The following is a 17180-nucleotide window of genomic DNA, read 5'->3' as shown; positions in this document are numbered from 1 at the left end:
AATAAATGCGCCCTGAACTCAATGCCATTTCTTACCAAGTTGTTTTTAGTTTGTAGGACAATTGTTGCGCAGAAAGACTTGCGAAAAAATGAGAGTTTTTTTATTGTGTTAGTCTAAGCCTAAATCCCATCCTCTTTATCGCCAGCAAAATAAATTATGTCAGCACAAGAAAAAGAAACCTCGAATAGCCTGTATCGCCAATGGCAAATCTTGTCGCGTCTTTCTACCGGCAAATGGATGGGAACACGTGAATTACAGGAAATCTTGAATCGCGAAGGAATTGATATCAGCCTGCGTACCATTCAGCGTGACCTGAACCAGATTGCGCAGCGCTTTCCAATCGAAAGCAGCAAGACCACACCACAAGGCTGGCGTTGGCGCTCAGATGCACCGCTGCAAAGCTTGCCGCATATGACCAGCTCACAGGCGGTCACCTTTATGATGGTCGAAGAACATTTAAAACATTTGCTGCCACCGAGCCTGATCGAAGAAATGAATCCCTGGTTTGATCTGGCACGCCGCAGTCTGTCCTCGCAAAACAATGTCCGCCAATGGATTAATCGGGTACGGATTGTGCCAGCCACCCAACCGCTCATTCCACCTTTCGTGGATAAGACTGCACAGCAGGCGGTATATGAAGGCTTGTTGCAGGACAAACAGCTGGAATGTGTCTATCAGGGCCGCGGTCACAACAGCGAAGAAAAGACTTATATCCTCAATCCACTGGCTTTGGTGCAAAAAGGCTCCATCATTTATCTGGTCTGTACCCGTCATGACAAATCTGATATTCAGACCTTTGCCCTGCACCGTTTTAAATCGGCAGTAGTTCTCAATTCACGTGCCCTGCATCCGGTGAATTTTGATATTGATGAATATATTGATTCTGGTGCATTGGGCTTCCGGGTGGATTTCAATCACCCTACTGAAAATGTCATGCTAAAACTGAGCATGTCGGAATCGGATGCACATTATTTTGAGGAAAGTCAGCTCAGTAAAGATCAGAAGATTGAAAAACTGGACAATGGTATGTCGCTGATTAGTGCAACGGTTCCTTTTACTTCACAACTGGTGTGGTGGCTGCGCAGCTTTGGTAAAAAGATTAAACATATTGAACCCAGTATGGTGTCCAATGCAGTTAGCCAGATGGATGAGGAAAACCCTTAACCAAATGGATTTCATTCAGCTTTAATAATTCCAGAATAAAAAAATCCCCAGATTGGGGATTGGAGAATTATGCTTGTATTTTTATGATTGTTCTGGTGGTCTACCGCTGTACCAACCTGCTTTTCTCTAATACCCCGAAATGCAGATTGGATGAAACCTCAATATTTAAAAAGAACTGAGACATGAGCAAGCCAGTTCGGCATTATTAAAGCGAATGGATTTTTTTGTCATGGTTTATAACTCCTGTATGGGTGATAAATCGACTATAAAAGCATTCACTCTGCCTGTGAAATAAATAGAATATATGTGCTTTGCATATTTTTTCTATAGGAATTTTTCCGCAAAATTTATCTGCAATTGCTACTGATTGATTGCCTGTCTGGGTATGATTTTTGGCAAGTTTATAAAATTGAATAACAATTCTATGCTTGCATAAGATACCTGGCTCTGCACATCATAAAGCCCTATAGAAGTAGAAATAGGGACTTAATTTTACAATGGCTAACCCTGCTCAATTAGTACGGCACAAGCTGCTCAATACTTTCTTTTCTCGCCATTCAGTCTGGTTTGCCTGCATTCTGATTGCAGTGATTTTTACCACATTCCATATCGGTTATTCGCCGCGTTATATCTATTATTTTATGCCGCAAACTTTGGTGAATACCCTGTGGATTCTGAGTATACTCCTGAGCCTGTTGGGTTTGTATGATGTACTGCAAAACAAGCATTCTATTCTGAAAAACTACCCCATCATGGGACATTTCCGCTTTATCTTCGAAGAATTTCGTCCGGAGATTCGTCAATATTTTATTGAAGCCGACCGCGATGCACTGCCCTTTTCCCGTATGCAACGTAGTCTGGTGTACCAGCGGGCGAAAAATGAAAATTCAGATAAACCTTTCGGTTCAATTCTCAATGTCTATGAAGACAATTATAGATTTGTCAGTCACTCTTTGACGCCATGTAAGGTGGCCGATCCACAAACTTTCCGTATCCTGATCGGCAATGAGCAATGTACACAGCCCTTCTCTGCTTCCATTTTAAATATTTCAGCCATGAGCTTTGGCAGTATGAGTGCCAATGCAATCCGTGCGCTGAATCTCGGCGCTCAAAAAGGTGATTTTTTCCATGATACCGGTGAAGGCAGTATCAGCCCCTATCATCTTGAATATGGGGGCGATCTGGTCTGGGAAATTGGCAGTGGTTATTTTGGCTGCCGTACCTTAGATGGACAGTTTGATCCGGAACGCTTTGCGGCACAAGCCAAATTACCGCAAGTAAAAATGATTGAAATCAAGTTATCACAAGGGGCTAAACCCGGACATGGCGGTATTTTACCTAAAAGCAAGATCTCGGAAGAAATTGCCCAAATCCGGGGCATCAGCCGTGAACATGATTGCGTATCACCCTCTAGTCATCCCGCCTTTAGCACCCCGATTGAAATGATGAATTTCATCCAACGATTACGTGAACTTTCCAACGGAAAACCGGTCGGATTCAAGCTATGTCTGGGGCAGCCCTGGCAGTTTATGAGTATGGTCAAAGCCATGCTGCACACCCAGATTTATCCCGATTTCATCGTCGTCGATGGCTCTGAAGGTGGAACGGGCGCTGCACCCATTGAGTTAATCGACTTTGTCGGTGCACCCCTAAGAGAAGGTTTACTATTTGTGCATAATACCCTTGTTGGTGCAGGTTTAAGAGATAAAATCAAAATTGGTGCAAGTGGTAAAATTATTAGTGCATTTGATATTGCCAGCACGCTCGCGATTGGGGCAGATTGGGTGAATTCGGCACGTGGTTTTATGTTTGCCGTCGGCTGTATTCAGGCTCAAAGCTGTCATACCAACCAGTGTCCTGTCGGTGTCACCACACAGGATAAAGATCGTCAAAAGGCCTTACATGTGCCAACCAAGGCAGAACGCGTCTTTCATTTTCATAAAAACACCTTGCATGCCCTGTCTGAACTGATCGCTTCCGCAGGTTTAAAACACCCTTCAGCCATTAAGGCGCATCATCTGGCACAACGTGTGAATAATCACGAAATAAAAAACTTTGCACAGATTCATTTTTGGTTGAAAGAGGGAGAATTATTATCTTGTGAAAATAAGGATGATGAGAACTTCTACTTCCGGATGTGGAATTTGGCCAAATTAGAACATTTTTAAATCAACATAGTTAGAAATAAAAAGGCGTTCTAAAAAAACGCCTTTTTTTTACTTGAATGTTTAATTTTCACTCTCTTAACAATAAATTAATAATAAGTTTTACTGCCATGGGCATGTAGAAAGGCTGGAATCAAGCCTGTCAATGCAGCACGAATATCTGCACGCTCGTTGATTAACTGATGGGAACCTTCTTCCAACATCAATAAGGTTTGGAGCCGGAATTTACGCCGGATAAATTCAATATTATAGCGCCAGTCCACAGTCTGATCTTGCGCACCCTGCGCCAGCCAGACCGGAATACGGCAAGCAGGTCGTGCTTCCATTTCCAGCATCCAGCGCGACATCGCTAAAATCCAATCCATGCCCATCATTCGCGGTTGTAATGGATCTTTAAGCCGGATAAAACGCAGAAACTCCGGATTATGATTATTACGTCTGAAATGTCGGGGAACTTCACGTTTGATGCGGCTAATAATGCCCAGCCCCACCGAATTATGCCACCAGGCAGTTTTGGCAGGTCGAATCAAAGGTGATAACAGCAGAACCCGTTCCACAAAAGGATTTTCGCGACGCTGTGCAAATTCCAGTAAATGATGCATCCAGATCGCACCGCCGGTACTTTGTCCGATCCCCACCCAAGGTTTAGGTAATTGTGAGGCGTGCTGTACATAACGCTGTACTGCATGCAAAACCTGCTGATAGTGATCAAAATTCTGAATGCTGGCAGATGAACCATCACTCAGACCATGTCCAGGCAGATCATAGGTCAACACACTAAAACCCTGCTCCAGCAGCTCTTTTACAATCGGCTGATAAATACCACTATGTTCCAGATAACCATGCAACAGAAAAGCGGTTCCCTGAATCTTGTCAAAGCGGGTATTTTCCAGATTTGGCTCAAACACCTGTACATGCAGCCTGAATAATGGCATCTGCACATAGCCCTGCCAGTGTTTGCAGTCCAGCAAATCAAAACCATAAAGTTTTCGATAGGACTGCAAATCAATTGGCGGTTGATCACTACGATTCAGGTTCAAAGGTGGCAAAAGCTGTGGGGTAATGTCCCGACTAGGAATAGGTAAATCCAGCTGTTTGAGAACGGCGGGATTTAAAAATGGGATATCAGACATTATGGCACCTCCCGACAGTCACTGGACCCAAACCAGACATCGCGCATGGTCGCCAACATTTCATAATTGGCACGACGACTATGATCATAATTTTGTGCACTTGGACGCCAGCGGGTCAAAGGCGTTGGCATCGGTGCTTCTACCGGAATAGTTTGTATACCATTTAAAGCAAATAAACGGCGGGTACGCGGCATATGATAACGATCAGTAATCAGAATCACTGTAGGTGCTCCACCTTTCTTTTGTAATAATAATGAACTGAAACGGGTATTTTCACAGGTATTCATACTGCGATCTTCCAGTAATTTTGCATCAACTCCGTGATTTTTCAGCCAGCGCTGCATATATGGTGCTTCGACCCCACTCAGGACAATTGGTAACTGGTAATGTTTCTCTACTGCCAGCGTGGTTTCCAGTCGTAGTCGCGTATAATTATTGACGACAATTTCTTTGCGTTGCTCATCCAGAGTTAACCCACCACCCAGTACCACAATGGCATAAGGCTGAGAGCGATTCGCTGGTTTAACCTGCTGCTGATCTTGTAGTAATGCCAAATCCTGCCGGATTTCTTCGCCATTAGTTTCCTGTACTGAACTAGCCTCCCTCTGCTCGAGTGGATGTGTCGTCAGAAACTCCATATATTGCTCAATGCGTTCCTTGTTTTCACTCCTATCCCACTCCAGTAATTCCCGGACATTCGCTGCCGGATCGGCTGGCTCTGCCGGTTCTTGTGAGGACAATAAAGGCACTTGGGCGGGCGGACTTTGCTCGGCTTTTTGATTTTGCTGCTCGCGCTGATGTTCATCAATGACCTGTTGCAACGCTTTATAACGTGCCTGGATCAGAATCAGGTTGGCAGAATTATTTTGCTGGATATCCTGTTCCATCACCTTGAGATATGCCTGACGGGCAATCCATAGATCTGACCCGGGCTCCAGATTTTCATGCTCACTCAGGGCTGCCATTTTCTGGCTTTGCGCAGCGACTTCATTTAACTCTAAAGATACAAACTGGTTTAAGCCCTTAACAATCATTTGTGAATAGAAAGGCGTATAGACCAATACCAGTAGACAGCCGAAAAGCACAAACAGTCCAGTGACCACTTGTACAAAACGCACCATCCAATGGGTTTTACTCATATCATTCGTCATCCTGATGAGAACGGATCAATCCATTTTTATCAAACAATACAGGTTCCGGTTCCAGCATCAGCTTGAATTTTTCCCAGACCGACTGCTGTACCGCACGATAAGTTTTACGCACATCAGTCAGGGAGGCTTGACCATAATTTACCAGAACCAGTGCCTGTTTATGAAACATCCCCACAGGCCCCAACTGTTTGCCCTTCCAGCCCGCCTGATCAATTAGCCAGCCCGCTGCCAGTTTAACCTGAGCATTGGCTTGCTGATAATGGGGCAAATTCGGGAAAGATGCTGCAATTTGGTCAAAGACCGCCTGATCGACCAGCGGATTTTTAAAAAAACTGCCCACATTGGGAAATTCCTGCGGATCAGGCAATTTGCTTTGACGGATCTGAATGACCTGTTGCTGCAAGTTTTCCGCTGTCAGCTTATCACCCACTGCTGTCTTCAGATCACCGTAGTTGAGTTTCAGATCTGGCTGTTTCAGTAATTTAAAAGTCACATGTGTAATCACATACCGGTTTGGATCATCTTTAAAAATACTATGTCTATAGGCAAACTGGCAATCAGCAGCGCCAATCGAAGCAAACTGTTTTAACTGACGGTCATAGACTTCGACAGACGCAATAAACTCGCCAACTTCAACGCCATACGCACCAATATTCTGTACCGGAGAAGCCCCCACACGTCCGGGAATCAAGGCCAGATTCTGCAAGCCATAGAAACCCTGTGCCGTGGTCCAGAGTACAAACTCATGCCAGCCCTGCCCACCACCAACGCGTAAATATTGAAACTGATCATCAGCATCCAGAATTTCGATACCCTGAATATCGATATGCAAAACCAGTGCATCAATCTGCTCCGGCAATAACATATTGCTGCCGCCTGACAGGATCAGCACATTGAGGTGCTGCTGTTCAGCAAAATCCAGTGCCGCCAGCAAATCAGCAGTCGACTGGATATGGGCATAGTGGGAAGCCACTGCTTCTAGATTTAAGGTATTAAAGGGTTTAAGTTGAACCTGAGTTTGAATCTGCATCGCTTAAACCTTGTGTACATTCTGTTTAAAAATTTCAACCCATGCCCGGCTGCTGGACTCGCACTGATCGAGCACCCGTTCAAAACCATCCGCTTCGCCATAATAAGGATCTGGCAAGGCCTGTTTCGGATAGATCTGGTCATGCTCACTCATCAGTGCCACTTTTGCACGTACATGACCAAACTCGGTTTCGGCTAGACGCTGTATGTTTTGGATATTGGATAAATTCTCCAAATCCATCGCCAGAATCAGATCATAATCAATAAAATCATGCGGAATCAGCTGACGCGCCCGCAAGCCAGAAAGATCGTAACCACGTTTCAGCGCGTGCTTTTGGCTACGCAAGTCCGGAGCCTTGCCGGGATGATAATTACTGGTTCCAGCAGAATCGACCACGATATTCAGTTGCTGTTCATCACAATAATGTCTGAGTACCACTTCTGCCGTGGGAGAACGGCAAATATTCCCCAAACAAACACATAACACCTTGTATGGCGTTCTGGATGACATAAACAACCTCAGAGCTACTTTATTTTAAGGATTCTTATGTTAAGTTATTTATATACTGATTCCTATCTCACAACCATAGAATAATCTCGTATTTGCAATAAAAAAATCAAGGATATCGCCATGAATCGTTTTCAGTTTCAAACCGTCCCCAATATCATTGCCGGACTAGGCACGATTCAGGAATTATTTAAAATTCTAAAAAATGGCCGTTATCAACGTCTTCTACTGGTGACTGACCCGGGTATGCTGAAGCAGCAATTACATCTGCCGATTCTGGATATTATTGAATCTGCCGGTCTGGATTATGTGATTTACTCAGATGTTCAGGCTGACCCGCCCGATAACGTAGTGCTTGAAGCAGCAGCTTTTGCAAAGCAGGAAAAGATTGATGTGGTGCTAGGCTTTGGTGGTGGCAGCTCGATGGATGTGGCCAAGCTGATTGCGATTTTGGCGCATCCTGAGCAGCATCAGACGCTTTCCGATCTGTATGGCGTCGATAATGCCACCGGGCCACGTTTAGCTCTAATTCTGGTTCCCACCACAGCCGGAACGGGCTCCGAAGTCACACCAATTTCGATTGTTACTACAGGTGAAACCACCAAAAGCGGCATTGTCGCGCCTATTCTCTATGCCGATATTGCTATTCTGGATGCGACTTTCACTCGGAATTTGCCGGCACAGATTACCGCTGCCACCGGAATCGATGCCATGGTACATGCCATTGAAGCCTATACCTCAAAACACAAGAAAAATCCTTATTCGGATATGCTGGCCAAACAGGCTTTAAGATTATTGAATGCCAATTTGCAACGTGTTCTGCAAGATGGTCATGATCTAGATGCCCGTCAAAATATGCTGGTCGGTTCCATGCTGGCCGGACAAGCCTTTGCCAACGCACCGGTTGCCGCCGTGCATGCGCTGGCTTATCCACTCGGTGGGCATTTTCATCTGTCGCATGGACATAGCAATGCTTTGGTGCTGACCGAAGTCTTAAAATTTAATGCACCTGTAGCCAAACAGCTCTATGCCGAATTGATGACCTGGTTAGATCCCCACAGTAAAGGTTGTCATGATGGACTGACCGATCTGTTTATTGATCATTTTAATAATCATCTGATACAGAGCGGCTTAACCTTAAAATTAAAGCAGTTAAATGTACCAGAACAGATGTTGATGGTTATGGCAGAAGATGCCATGCAACAAAGCCGGCTGTTGCAGAACAATCCACGCGAACTCAAGTTGGATGACGCTTACCAGATTTACCAGGCGATTTATGCCTAAATCTATTTCCACACTAAGCCTTGTCTAGCTGAGAGCGAATCCTGATGAAAGCCACGATCAAACAACGCGAACACTATGCCTTTTTCTTGCCCATTCAGACCCGCTGGGCAGACAATGACCTGTATGGCCACGTCAACAATGTGACTTATTACAGTTATTTTGACACCGCAGCCAATGCCCTGCTGATTCAGGAAGCGGCCTTTGATCCGAAATACTCTCCGATGATTGGGCTGGTGGTCAGCTCCAACTGCCAGTTTAATCAGGAACTGTCTTATCCGGAAATTATTGAAGTGGGCGTGGCCATTGAAAGCATGGGAAATTCATCACTGAGCTACGATCTGGCCATTTTTAAACGCAATTCGGATACAGCTGCAGCTCAGGGTAATTTTGTTCATGTATTTGTCGATCGTGAGACACGAAAAAGCACCCCGATTTCAGCCGAAATGCGGGATGCCTTATCTCGATTTGTTGTGCCTTAAAATCCAGTCTATTTCAGCTGAATATTTTGCAATTCACCATCGAACTGCTGCAACAGGTCACGTACCGCAGGTTCAGCCTGTAACAGCTCTTCAGCGCGTTTAAAGGCACGAGCCTTCCGCTGATGCTGCATGGTATAGGGTGTTAGCTGGTCCACACTTTCAAATTTCACCTGGAAATGAGTTTGCGGCCACTGCTGTTGTAAAGCAGCTTCCAGAGTATGTTGCAGTTGTGTCAAAAGTTGCTGGTATTGCTCAGGGATATGAAAAACGGATTGACCATTAATCTGTCCGCTCATGACACCATACTGTGCCAGTTCCTGCACTGCTGGAGAAAGCTGGCTGTTACGGAACCAGTATTCCCATTTTTCGACGCTCCACTCACCCTCTAACATTTGCTCAGGGATTTTTAAAATATCCTGTGGCATCAGATTCTGCGTATTTAAATCTTGGGAAATGTCATCCGGTAGCGCAGTCTGAATCGGAGCGACTTCTTCAATCACAGGCTGAGCAATCGTTTCCTGTGAAAGTTCCAATTCCGGTGAGGCAAGACTAAATTCCTCATCAGCAGATATTTCTTGTGCTGCTTCGACATGAGTAACAGCATCTACAGGAATAAACTCTTCAAGCAGGAAATCATCCGAGCTGCTGCTTGTCGCCGGTGCTTCTACGCTACTCTCGATTTCATCAAAACCAAACAGGCCTTTGTCGTCATTTGGATCAAAAACGATCTGATCACTAGACTGTACTTCCTCAATCGCTGTCTGAATTACTCCCTGTTGAACAGGCTCAGGTGCATGATCATTAGTGGACTTTTCTTCATGGAGAAAATCATCTGAAGATGGTTCAGGCATTGATGGCGTATAAGCTTCCTCATCCGTCTCATCGTCCAGAGAGAAATCATCGAAGGTCGGTTCCGCTTCAAATGTTTTTGCTGTGACTGTTTCAGACTGCAATTGTGTCTGAATGGGCTGTTGTAGACGTGTAGGAGAAGCTGCTATTGGTTGAGTTGCGGCTTCATGAACGACTGGAACCTCGCTTGGCTGTAAGGGACGGAATGCCAATAAGCGTAGCACCGTCATCTCAAAACCTTGTTCCTGAGTCACCGCCAACTGTAAATCAGCGCGTCCTTTACATGCGACTTGATAATACAGTTGCAAATCCTGCGCCGAAATCAAACCGGATAATTGCATAATCTTTTGATTGATTTCAGCACTATATTTCAGACTTAAATCTGGCAGATATTGTAATAAAGCCAGTTCATGCAAAGTCGAAATTAACTGATCTAAAACCAGTGACACATCCAAAGCCTGCTGACGGAATTGCAGCAACAACTGACTGACCTGTGCTTTCTGGTTCTGGTGAATCGCCAGAATCAGATCATAAATAATGGTCCGGTCAATCAAGCCCAGCATGTCTTTGACATCCTGATGCTGAATCGCACCCTGACCATAGGCAATCGCCTGATCGGTCAGAGACAAGGCATCACGCAAAGAACCTTGAGCAGATTCGGCAATTTGCCAGATGGCATCCTGATCCGACTGAATACTTTCTTGGCCTAAAATCTGGGCCAGATGCTCGGTAATTTCATCAACAGCCAATGGGCGCAAAGTAAACTGCAAACAGCGTGAAATTACTGTAATTGGCAGCTTTTGTGGGTCGGTCGTAGCAAACAGGAACTTGACGTGCGCAGGTGGCTCTTCCAGAGTCTTTAATAAAGCATTGAAAGAATGCGTGGACAGCATGTGCACTTCATCAATCAGGTAAACTTTAAAACGACCTTGAGTCGGTGCATAAGGCACATTGTCGAGCAGCTCGCGAGTATCTTCAACCTTGGTGCGTGAGGCCGCATCGATTTCGATCAAATCGATAAAGCGTCCTTCGTTGACGGCGCTACAAGTCGCACAGACTTCACACGGTGTCGAGGTGATACCGGTCTCACAGTTCAAGCACTTCGCCAAAATACGTGCAATCGTGGTTTTTCCGACACCACGCGTTCCTGTAAACAAATAGGCATGGTGCAAACGGCCACGTTCGAGCGCGCTGGTTAAAGCACGTGAAACATGGTTTTGCCCCACCAATTCATTAAAATTACGAGGACGGTATTTTCGCGCAAGTACTTGATACATGTATGCTCCTTTTTACAGGTCTAAGCATACTGTTTTTTTAGTAAATAGTGAAATGAATGCCGGTTTATAAACAATAAAAATCCCTTGATCAAAATCATTGAAAAAGGGATATAAAACATATATTTTCTTAAAATCAGACCGATTCAAACAGGATAAAGTCACTTTGCATCTGGTAGCGTTTGCCTGTTTGATCTTCACGAATTTCCAGAACCTGCTTTTTCAGATCCACATAAACCAGATTGCGGGTATCGACATTCAGCAGTTCAATCTTTTGTTGCGTATCATCCTGAAAACGAATCGGCCCAGTAATGGTTTCAATCGGGTTATGCCCACTCAAGCTTTCACGTGATAACGTAAAAGTCCGATCATCATGCAAGCTCAAAGCAACAGCCATACCCGGACAATCGTCACAACTTGAAAAACATCCCATACAGGGTGTGGTGCCCTGATAATTCCCGACCCAGGCAGGAATCTGAGCTTTAGCCTCAATAGCAGTATTTGCCGTCGATTGGTTTTGATCCTGGCAGCCAAACAAGGCACTGCTTGCGACCAGAGGAATCATCAGCACTTTTTTCATCACTTCATACCACAGACTGGGAGTCACGCCAAAATAACATATTTTAAGGACTTTACTAAACTCCCCAATCAGGGATATTTAGCGCCAACCTTTACGTCCAGTCAGGACGGCATCAGCACAGCGTAAGGTTTCCTGTGTCAAACCCCACAGACGATAATCTCCGGTCAATGAACCTGTCGGGAAATTATGGGTATAGGCAAAACTTAAATTGCGCTCAGGGTCACACCAGGCTCCCGAACCATTAAAGCCCATATGACCAAAACCTTGCGAAGCTTTACCTAAAGTAAGCACCCGATGATAACCCAATCGCCAGTGCATCGGCAAAGGCATGACTCGATCGCGTTTTTTGCATTGAATCTGACTGAGACGCTGAAAAACTTCAGGCGAGATCAATTGCTGTCCTTGCCATTCGCCGCGGTTGGCCAGCATGGCATAAATTTTTGCCAGACTCTCTGCGGTAAATACTCCATTGGCGGATGGAATGATTGCTTGCAGGCCTTGCTCACTAAAGAAACTGAAATTCCTCATTCCTTTGGGAATCATCGCATCCTGAAAATCCTGCGGATCTTGTCCACTCCAAATCAAAGCCCGCTCCATCAGATTCGGTTTTCTTGATCCTGTTTTTTTCGCAGGCTGCGATTGAGACTTGGCTGCTTTAGCTTTAAAAATCGGCAGTGCTACCCGAGCTAATTCATTGGTCGGCACACTGAAATAAGCACCATTCAACATCAAAGGCTGAACCAGATATGCCTGCATCAGTTCAGTTAAAGTTTTAGCTGTCGCTTTTTCTAATGCACCACCGACCTGCCAGCCAAAGGTCAGCGGTTGATAGGCCGCATCTGTTGCAACTTGAAAACGTGGTTCAGCCGCGGCAATTCGGTCTAGCATCTGCGGCCAGTCGGCCATTTCAGTGGCGTCGGCAATGATATTACGGATATCAAACAATCCGCTTTGATGACTCAGCATATGCGCCAGAGTAATATTTTCTTTACCGTTTTGCGCAAATTCAGGCCAATATTCTGCAACAGGCTGGTCATAATCAACCAGGCCCTGACTGGCCAGAATATGTGCCAGTGTCGCCAGCACACCTTTGCCCGTCGAATAACACAGCGACATGGTATCGGTTTGCCAAGCCTCAGATTCCGATTTTTTCCCGGTATAAATATCGACGACTTTTTGTCCCTGAAAATAGACAACAAGTGCCGCACCACCCTGCTCTGTGCGAGCATGCTGTAGGCGACTAAACTGACGGGCAAGGTCACGGAAATTTTCATTTACCGTTCCTTGGTAATGGGCTGTATCCGCAAATAAATAATCTTTGAGTGGCTGCATCATTCTATCCATAGAATATTGATTTCTTAAAAACAAAAAAGCCTAAATCAGGTTCAGGCTTTTATCGTACTTTAAATTGCGGTCACAGTTCCTGTGACATGCGGCTTCTGATTTTTGCTATTACGAATCAGGATTTCCGTATCATTAGCTGCTTTCGCGGTTAAGAATTGCACTTTGGAAGGCAGATATAAGGGCAGTTTAAACCAGACATCTGCTTCATAGGCATCGGGCAATGCCAGGCTGGACAAAGCTTTAGCCTTGGTCCACATACCATGCGCAATCGCCTGTTTAAATCCGAATGCCTTAGCCATTAGGGCATGAATATGAATCAGGTTAAAGTCGCCGGATGTCATGGCATAACGGCGACCCGTATTTTCTAGAATTTCCCATTCAGCATTCAGCTCATAATCGGGTGTCTTGTTTTCGACGATTTTGGCTGCAGCTTTGCCTTTACTCTTTTGACGGGACAGATAAGTGGTCAAGGCTTCCACCACCACTTCATCACCGACTTTTACTGTGGTGATGAAATCAAACTGTACACCTTTATCATGCGGCTGCAATTCACCAAACTTGCAAGACAATGTGAGAGATTCATTGACTCCGATTTTACGATACTGTTTGACCTGATTGCGGATATGCACCAGACCGAGAACCGGAAAAGGAAAAGCTTCAGCCGTCATCATATGCATTTGCAGGCTTTGTGAAAGAACTGTTAGATAAATGGCTGGAATATAGCCATTATTTTTAAAACCACAAACTTCATTATAGGCTTTCAGATGCTTTTGATCGACCTTGAATGAATCCACCACATATTCAACTTGCGGTAGAACTTTTTCAGCTTTTGGCTTTTTAAAAATCAAGCCCTGAATCACTTTTGGATAGGCTAAATAAGGTTTTGGAAGTTGACTAAAATGGCGAGTATTCATACTGAACCTTTGGAATATTTATCTTTATGACGTCCTTCTTTTTAAAAGAAGGAAGAATATCTTTTTAAATAAATCCCTCCCAACCTCCCTTTAACAAAGGGAGGAGTAGTCCCCTCTTTTGCAAAGAAGGATTTAGGGGGATTCTAAATTAAGCCCCTAACAGGCTCTGACCACACACACGCACCACATTGCCATTCAAACCTGAAGAGGCAGTCGAGGCAAACATCGCAATCGCTTCTGCCACATCAACAGGATGACCACCCTGACTCATGGAATTCATACGGCGTCCAGCTTCACGGATGGCAAATGGAATTGCTGCTGTCATTTGCGTTTCAATAAAACCCGGTGCCACAGCATTAATGGTTATACCATTTTTTAATGTCGGTGCTGTGAATTTCACCACACCAATTACACCTGCTTTAGAGGCTGCATAGTTGGTTTGACCCAGATTACCTGCAATACCTGAAATAGAAGATACACAGATAATGCGACCATTTGCATTTAGACCATCGTTGCAGAGCAAGTAATCATTGACGCGTTCAATTGCTGACAGGTTGATGTTAATGACCAGATCCCAAAGCTCAGGCTTCATATTGGCCAAAGTCTTGTCGCGGGTAATCCCGGCATTATGCACGATAATATCCAGACCACCCTGCGCCGCTGCCGCCTGTTTGATTTTCTCACCCGCATCGGCTGCAGTAATGTCAATCGCTAGTGTAGAGCCGCCAATTTCACCAGCGACACGATCCAGATCTGCCTGCTGTTGTGGGACATCCAGACAAATCACATGTGCGCCATCACGTGCCAGCACATGAGCAATCGCCTCACCAATACCACGGCTTGCTCCAGTTACTACTGCCGTTTTTCCTGCCAGTGGCTTACTCCAGTCCAAGTCTACTTGTGCTGCTGCCGATACACGAATAACCTGACCAGACACATAGGCAGAGCGTGGAGAAATTGCAAAACGTAGCACAGACTCAAGATTGGCTTCGGCACCTGCATCGACATAAATCAGGTTGGCTGCAATACCCTTTTTAAATTCTTTGCCCACAGATTTGACAAAACCTTCGAGCGCACGTTGTGCAATGGCCTGACTCACAGATTTTGCAGATTCAGGTGTTGTGCCGATCACGACCACACGACCAGAACTTTGAATCTGACGCGCAATCGGATTAAAGAATTCATAAAGTGATTTCAACTGCTCTGAATTTTCAATACCAGAAGCATCAAAAATAACCACTTTAAACTTGGATTCTTTATCGCCAGTATTAAATGCATTCAGGTTCAGACCCGATTTCGCCGCTGCCTGTTGCAGTTCCGCATTATTGCCTGCATAGCTATTGGCATGAATATTTGCCAGCACCTGAGCAATAGAACCGGTCAATACACTCGCAGGTGCAGCACCGAATAACACAGCGCCTTTTACCACTGGCGTTGCAGACTCGAAACGGTCTAGGGAAATTGGGGATGGCAGGCCCAGATTTTTAATGACAAATTTACCAATAGGAGATTTTGCGAAATTTTGGTACTGATCAGTCATGTTTATTATCTCTCATACAAATTAATTTTTGATCGATCTAAAGTTATCCTTTAACTTCAATATAATGCCAGATACTTATATTGCAATAGATCTACCAGATTCTACCCAATCATACTTGAGATATCTGGCAGATGACTTGACCTGAGCGCAGTCTGCAATGTCATTGTAGTCAATACAGCATATACTCATCTATGCTAATGTAAGCCACAAGAAGACGATCAATTTGCTTGGAAAAGCCTTATGAGCAAAACAACTCAAGAAAATCCAGCAGTCGAGAATTCCGCATCTCCAGCTGTGTCAAAATCATCAACGCGTGCTAAGCGTAGCACTAAAAACACGGATACAGCCGCTGCTGCAGCTAAAAGTCCGGCTAAAACTCCGCGTACCCGTCGTACAGCGAGCAGTAGCAGTCAGACGACATCAACTCAAACAGATTCAGTTTCAAAAACACAGCCTTCTGTTCAACAGGATAATAATATGAGCCAAAACACAGTTCGCCGCGTTGCTATTCTTGGTGGCAACCGTATTCCATTTGCACGTTCGAATGGTGCCTATTTTACTGCCTCTAACTCGGACATGCTGACCGCAGCATTAAATGGTCTGGTAGAGCGCTTTAATCTGCAAGGTCAACGTGTCGGTGAAGTGGTTGCAGGTGCTGTCCTGAAGCATAGCCGTGACTTTAACCTGACTCGTGAATGTGTTCTGGATACGGCACTGGCACCAGAAACCCCAGCTTATGATATCCAGCAGGCGTGTGGTACGGGTTTACAAGCTGCATTTTTAGTGGCAAACAAGATTGCACTGGGCCAAATTGAAGTAGGAATCGCCGGTGGTGTAGATACCACCTCTGATGCGCCCATTGCATTGGGTGACGGCTTGCGTAAAGCGCTGCTTGAATTGAACATTGCCAAAACTGCCAAAGACCGTTTAAAAGCCTTGACCAAAATTAATGTCAAAGAATTGATGGACGCACCTAAAAATGGTGAGCCACGTACTGGCTTGTCTATGGGTGATCATCAGGCGATTACCACACTGGAATGGGGTATTTCCCGTGAAGCGCAAGATGAACTTGCTGCATCTTCACACCAGAAAATGGCAGCAGCTTATGAAGAAGGTTTCTTTGATGATCTGATCACGCCATTCCTGGGTTTAGAGCGTGACAATAACCTGCGTGCTGATTCTTCAGTCGAGAAACTGGCGAAGCTTAAACCTGCGTTTGGTAAGGGCGATGCGCGTACCATGACTGCGGGTAACTCTACCCCACTGACAGATGGTGCTTCTTGCGTTCTGCTAGCGTCTGAAGAATGGGCAAAAGCCAATGGTCATGAAGTTTTGGCTTATCTGACTTTTCAGGAAACTGCAGCAGTTGATTTCGTCGAGAAGAAAGAAGGTTTATTGATGGCACCTGCTTATGCTGTTCCTCGCATGCTGGAACGTGCGGGCCTAAAACTTCAGGACTTCGACTATTATGAAATTCATGAAGCATTTGCTTCTCAAGTGCTGTCTACTTTAAAGGCATGGGAAGATCCAGCATTCTGTAAAGAGCGTTTAGGTCTGGATGCGCCACTCGGTTCAATTGACCGTGTAAAACTGAACGTGAAAGGCTCATCACTTGCAGCCGGTCATCCCTTTGCAGCAACTGGTGGTCGTATTATTGCGACGGCAGCCAAACTGATTGCTCAAAAAGGTTCAGGTCGTGTACTGGTATCGATCTGTGCTGCCGGTGGTCAGGGTGTTACAGCGATTATTGAAAAATAAGCTGCTAC

14 protein-coding genes are annotated in these 17180 nt (G+C 45.1%); 5 read left to right on the top strand and 9 right to left on the bottom strand.

Annotation, left to right across the window (positions count from 1 at the left end):
- The first annotated feature begins 156 nt into the window (after positions 1-156).
- Both LOZ91_RS06695 and LOZ91_RS06690 read left to right on the top strand, forming a co-directional pair.
- Positions 157-1164 (top strand): WYL domain-containing protein, encoded by a 1008-nt coding sequence (locus LOZ91_RS06695; RefSeq protein WP_180097544.1) that lies wholly within the window; start codon positions 157-159, stop codon positions 1162-1164.
- A gap of 497 nt (positions 1165-1661) precedes the next feature.
- On the top strand, positions 1662-3332 hold the full coding sequence (locus LOZ91_RS06690) for an FMN-binding glutamate synthase family protein (protein WP_244782861.1): 1671 nt from the start codon (positions 1662-1664) through the stop codon (positions 3330-3332).
- An 86-nt stretch (positions 3333-3418) separates the two neighbouring features.
- Here the strand turns inward: LOZ91_RS06690 and LOZ91_RS06685 are convergent, their stop codons facing one another.
- Genes LOZ91_RS06685 through LOZ91_RS06670 form a run of 4 tightly spaced genes read right to left on the bottom strand, consistent with a single transcriptional unit; the run spans position 3419 to position 7153 of the window.
- On the bottom strand, positions 3419-4462 hold the full coding sequence (locus tag LOZ91_RS06685) for an alpha/beta hydrolase (protein WP_064096527.1): 1044 nt from the start codon (positions 4460-4462) through the stop codon (positions 3419-3421).
- A complete protein-coding gene (locus LOZ91_RS06680) occupies positions 4462-5601 on the bottom strand; it encodes a YdcF family protein (protein WP_244782860.1) in 1140 nt (379 codons plus the stop codon). The genes LOZ91_RS06685 and LOZ91_RS06680 overlap by 1 nt, the downstream gene beginning before the upstream one ends.
- Before the next feature lies 1 nt (position 5602).
- On the bottom strand, positions 5603-6643 hold the full coding sequence (murB, locus tag LOZ91_RS06675; protein ID WP_244782859.1) for a UDP-N-acetylmuramate dehydrogenase: 1041 nt from the start codon (positions 6641-6643) through the stop codon (positions 5603-5605).
- Between the two features lie 3 nt (positions 6644-6646).
- Positions 6647-7153 (bottom strand): low molecular weight protein-tyrosine-phosphatase, encoded by a 507-nt coding sequence (locus LOZ91_RS06670; RefSeq protein ID WP_244782858.1) that lies wholly within the window; start codon positions 7151-7153, stop codon positions 6647-6649.
- 120 nt (positions 7154-7273) lie between these two features.
- Here LOZ91_RS06670 and LOZ91_RS06665 point away from each other — a divergent pair, with 120 nt between their 5' ends.
- A complete protein-coding gene (locus tag LOZ91_RS06665) occupies positions 7274-8434 on the top strand; it encodes an iron-containing alcohol dehydrogenase (protein ID WP_005170476.1) in 1161 nt (386 codons plus the stop codon).
- Between the two features lie 44 nt (positions 8435-8478).
- Positions 8479-8913, top strand: coding sequence for a thioesterase family protein (locus tag LOZ91_RS06660; RefSeq protein WP_005170474.1), 435 nt, complete (start codon positions 8479-8481; stop codon positions 8911-8913).
- A gap of 8 nt (positions 8914-8921) precedes the next feature.
- On the opposite strand, the gene dnaX is transcribed toward LOZ91_RS06660, so the two are convergent.
- From dnaX to LOZ91_RS06635, 5 genes are all read right to left on the bottom strand, one after another.
- On the bottom strand, positions 8922-11039 hold the full coding sequence (gene dnaX / locus LOZ91_RS06655; protein WP_005097263.1) for a DNA polymerase III subunit gamma/tau: 2118 nt from the start codon (positions 11037-11039) through the stop codon (positions 8922-8924).
- Positions 11040-11172: 133 nt separating this feature from the next.
- The gene (locus LOZ91_RS06650) at positions 11173-11616 is read right to left on the bottom strand and encodes a copper resistance protein NlpE N-terminal domain-containing protein (RefSeq protein ID WP_034608473.1); all 444 of its coding nucleotides are present in this window, start codon (positions 11614-11616) and stop codon (positions 11173-11175) included.
- Positions 11617-11694: 78 nt separating this feature from the next.
- Complete coding sequence (locus LOZ91_RS06645) at positions 11695-12960, bottom strand: serine hydrolase domain-containing protein (protein ID WP_080633092.1); 1266 nt, start codon at positions 12958-12960, stop codon at positions 11695-11697.
- Positions 12961-13019: 59 nt separating this feature from the next.
- Positions 13020-13874 carry a MaoC/PaaZ C-terminal domain-containing protein gene (locus tag LOZ91_RS06640; protein WP_005170469.1) on the bottom strand — a complete coding sequence of 285 codons (855 nt, stop codon included), beginning with the start codon at positions 13872-13874 and terminating at the stop codon, positions 13020-13022.
- Positions 13875-14022: 148 nt separating this feature from the next.
- A complete protein-coding gene (locus LOZ91_RS06635) occupies positions 14023-15414 on the bottom strand; it encodes a 3-oxoacyl-ACP reductase (protein ID WP_005097268.1) in 1392 nt (463 codons plus the stop codon).
- A 240-nt stretch (positions 15415-15654) separates the two neighbouring features.
- Between LOZ91_RS06635 and LOZ91_RS06630 the strand changes: the two genes are divergently transcribed.
- Positions 15655-17172, top strand: a complete 1518-nt coding sequence (locus tag LOZ91_RS06630) for an acetyl-CoA C-acetyltransferase (RefSeq protein ID WP_159516011.1) — start codon at positions 15655-15657, stop codon at positions 17170-17172.
- The last annotated feature ends 8 nt before the right edge of the window (positions 17173-17180 follow it).

It is taken from the genome of Acinetobacter sp. F-1, assembly GCF_022869025.1.
Lineage (GTDB): Bacteria > Pseudomonadota > Gammaproteobacteria > Pseudomonadales > Moraxellaceae > Acinetobacter > Acinetobacter pseudolwoffii.
The sequence above is the reverse complement of the archived record's forward strand: the minus strand, read 5'-3'. Positions and strand labels throughout refer to the sequence as shown.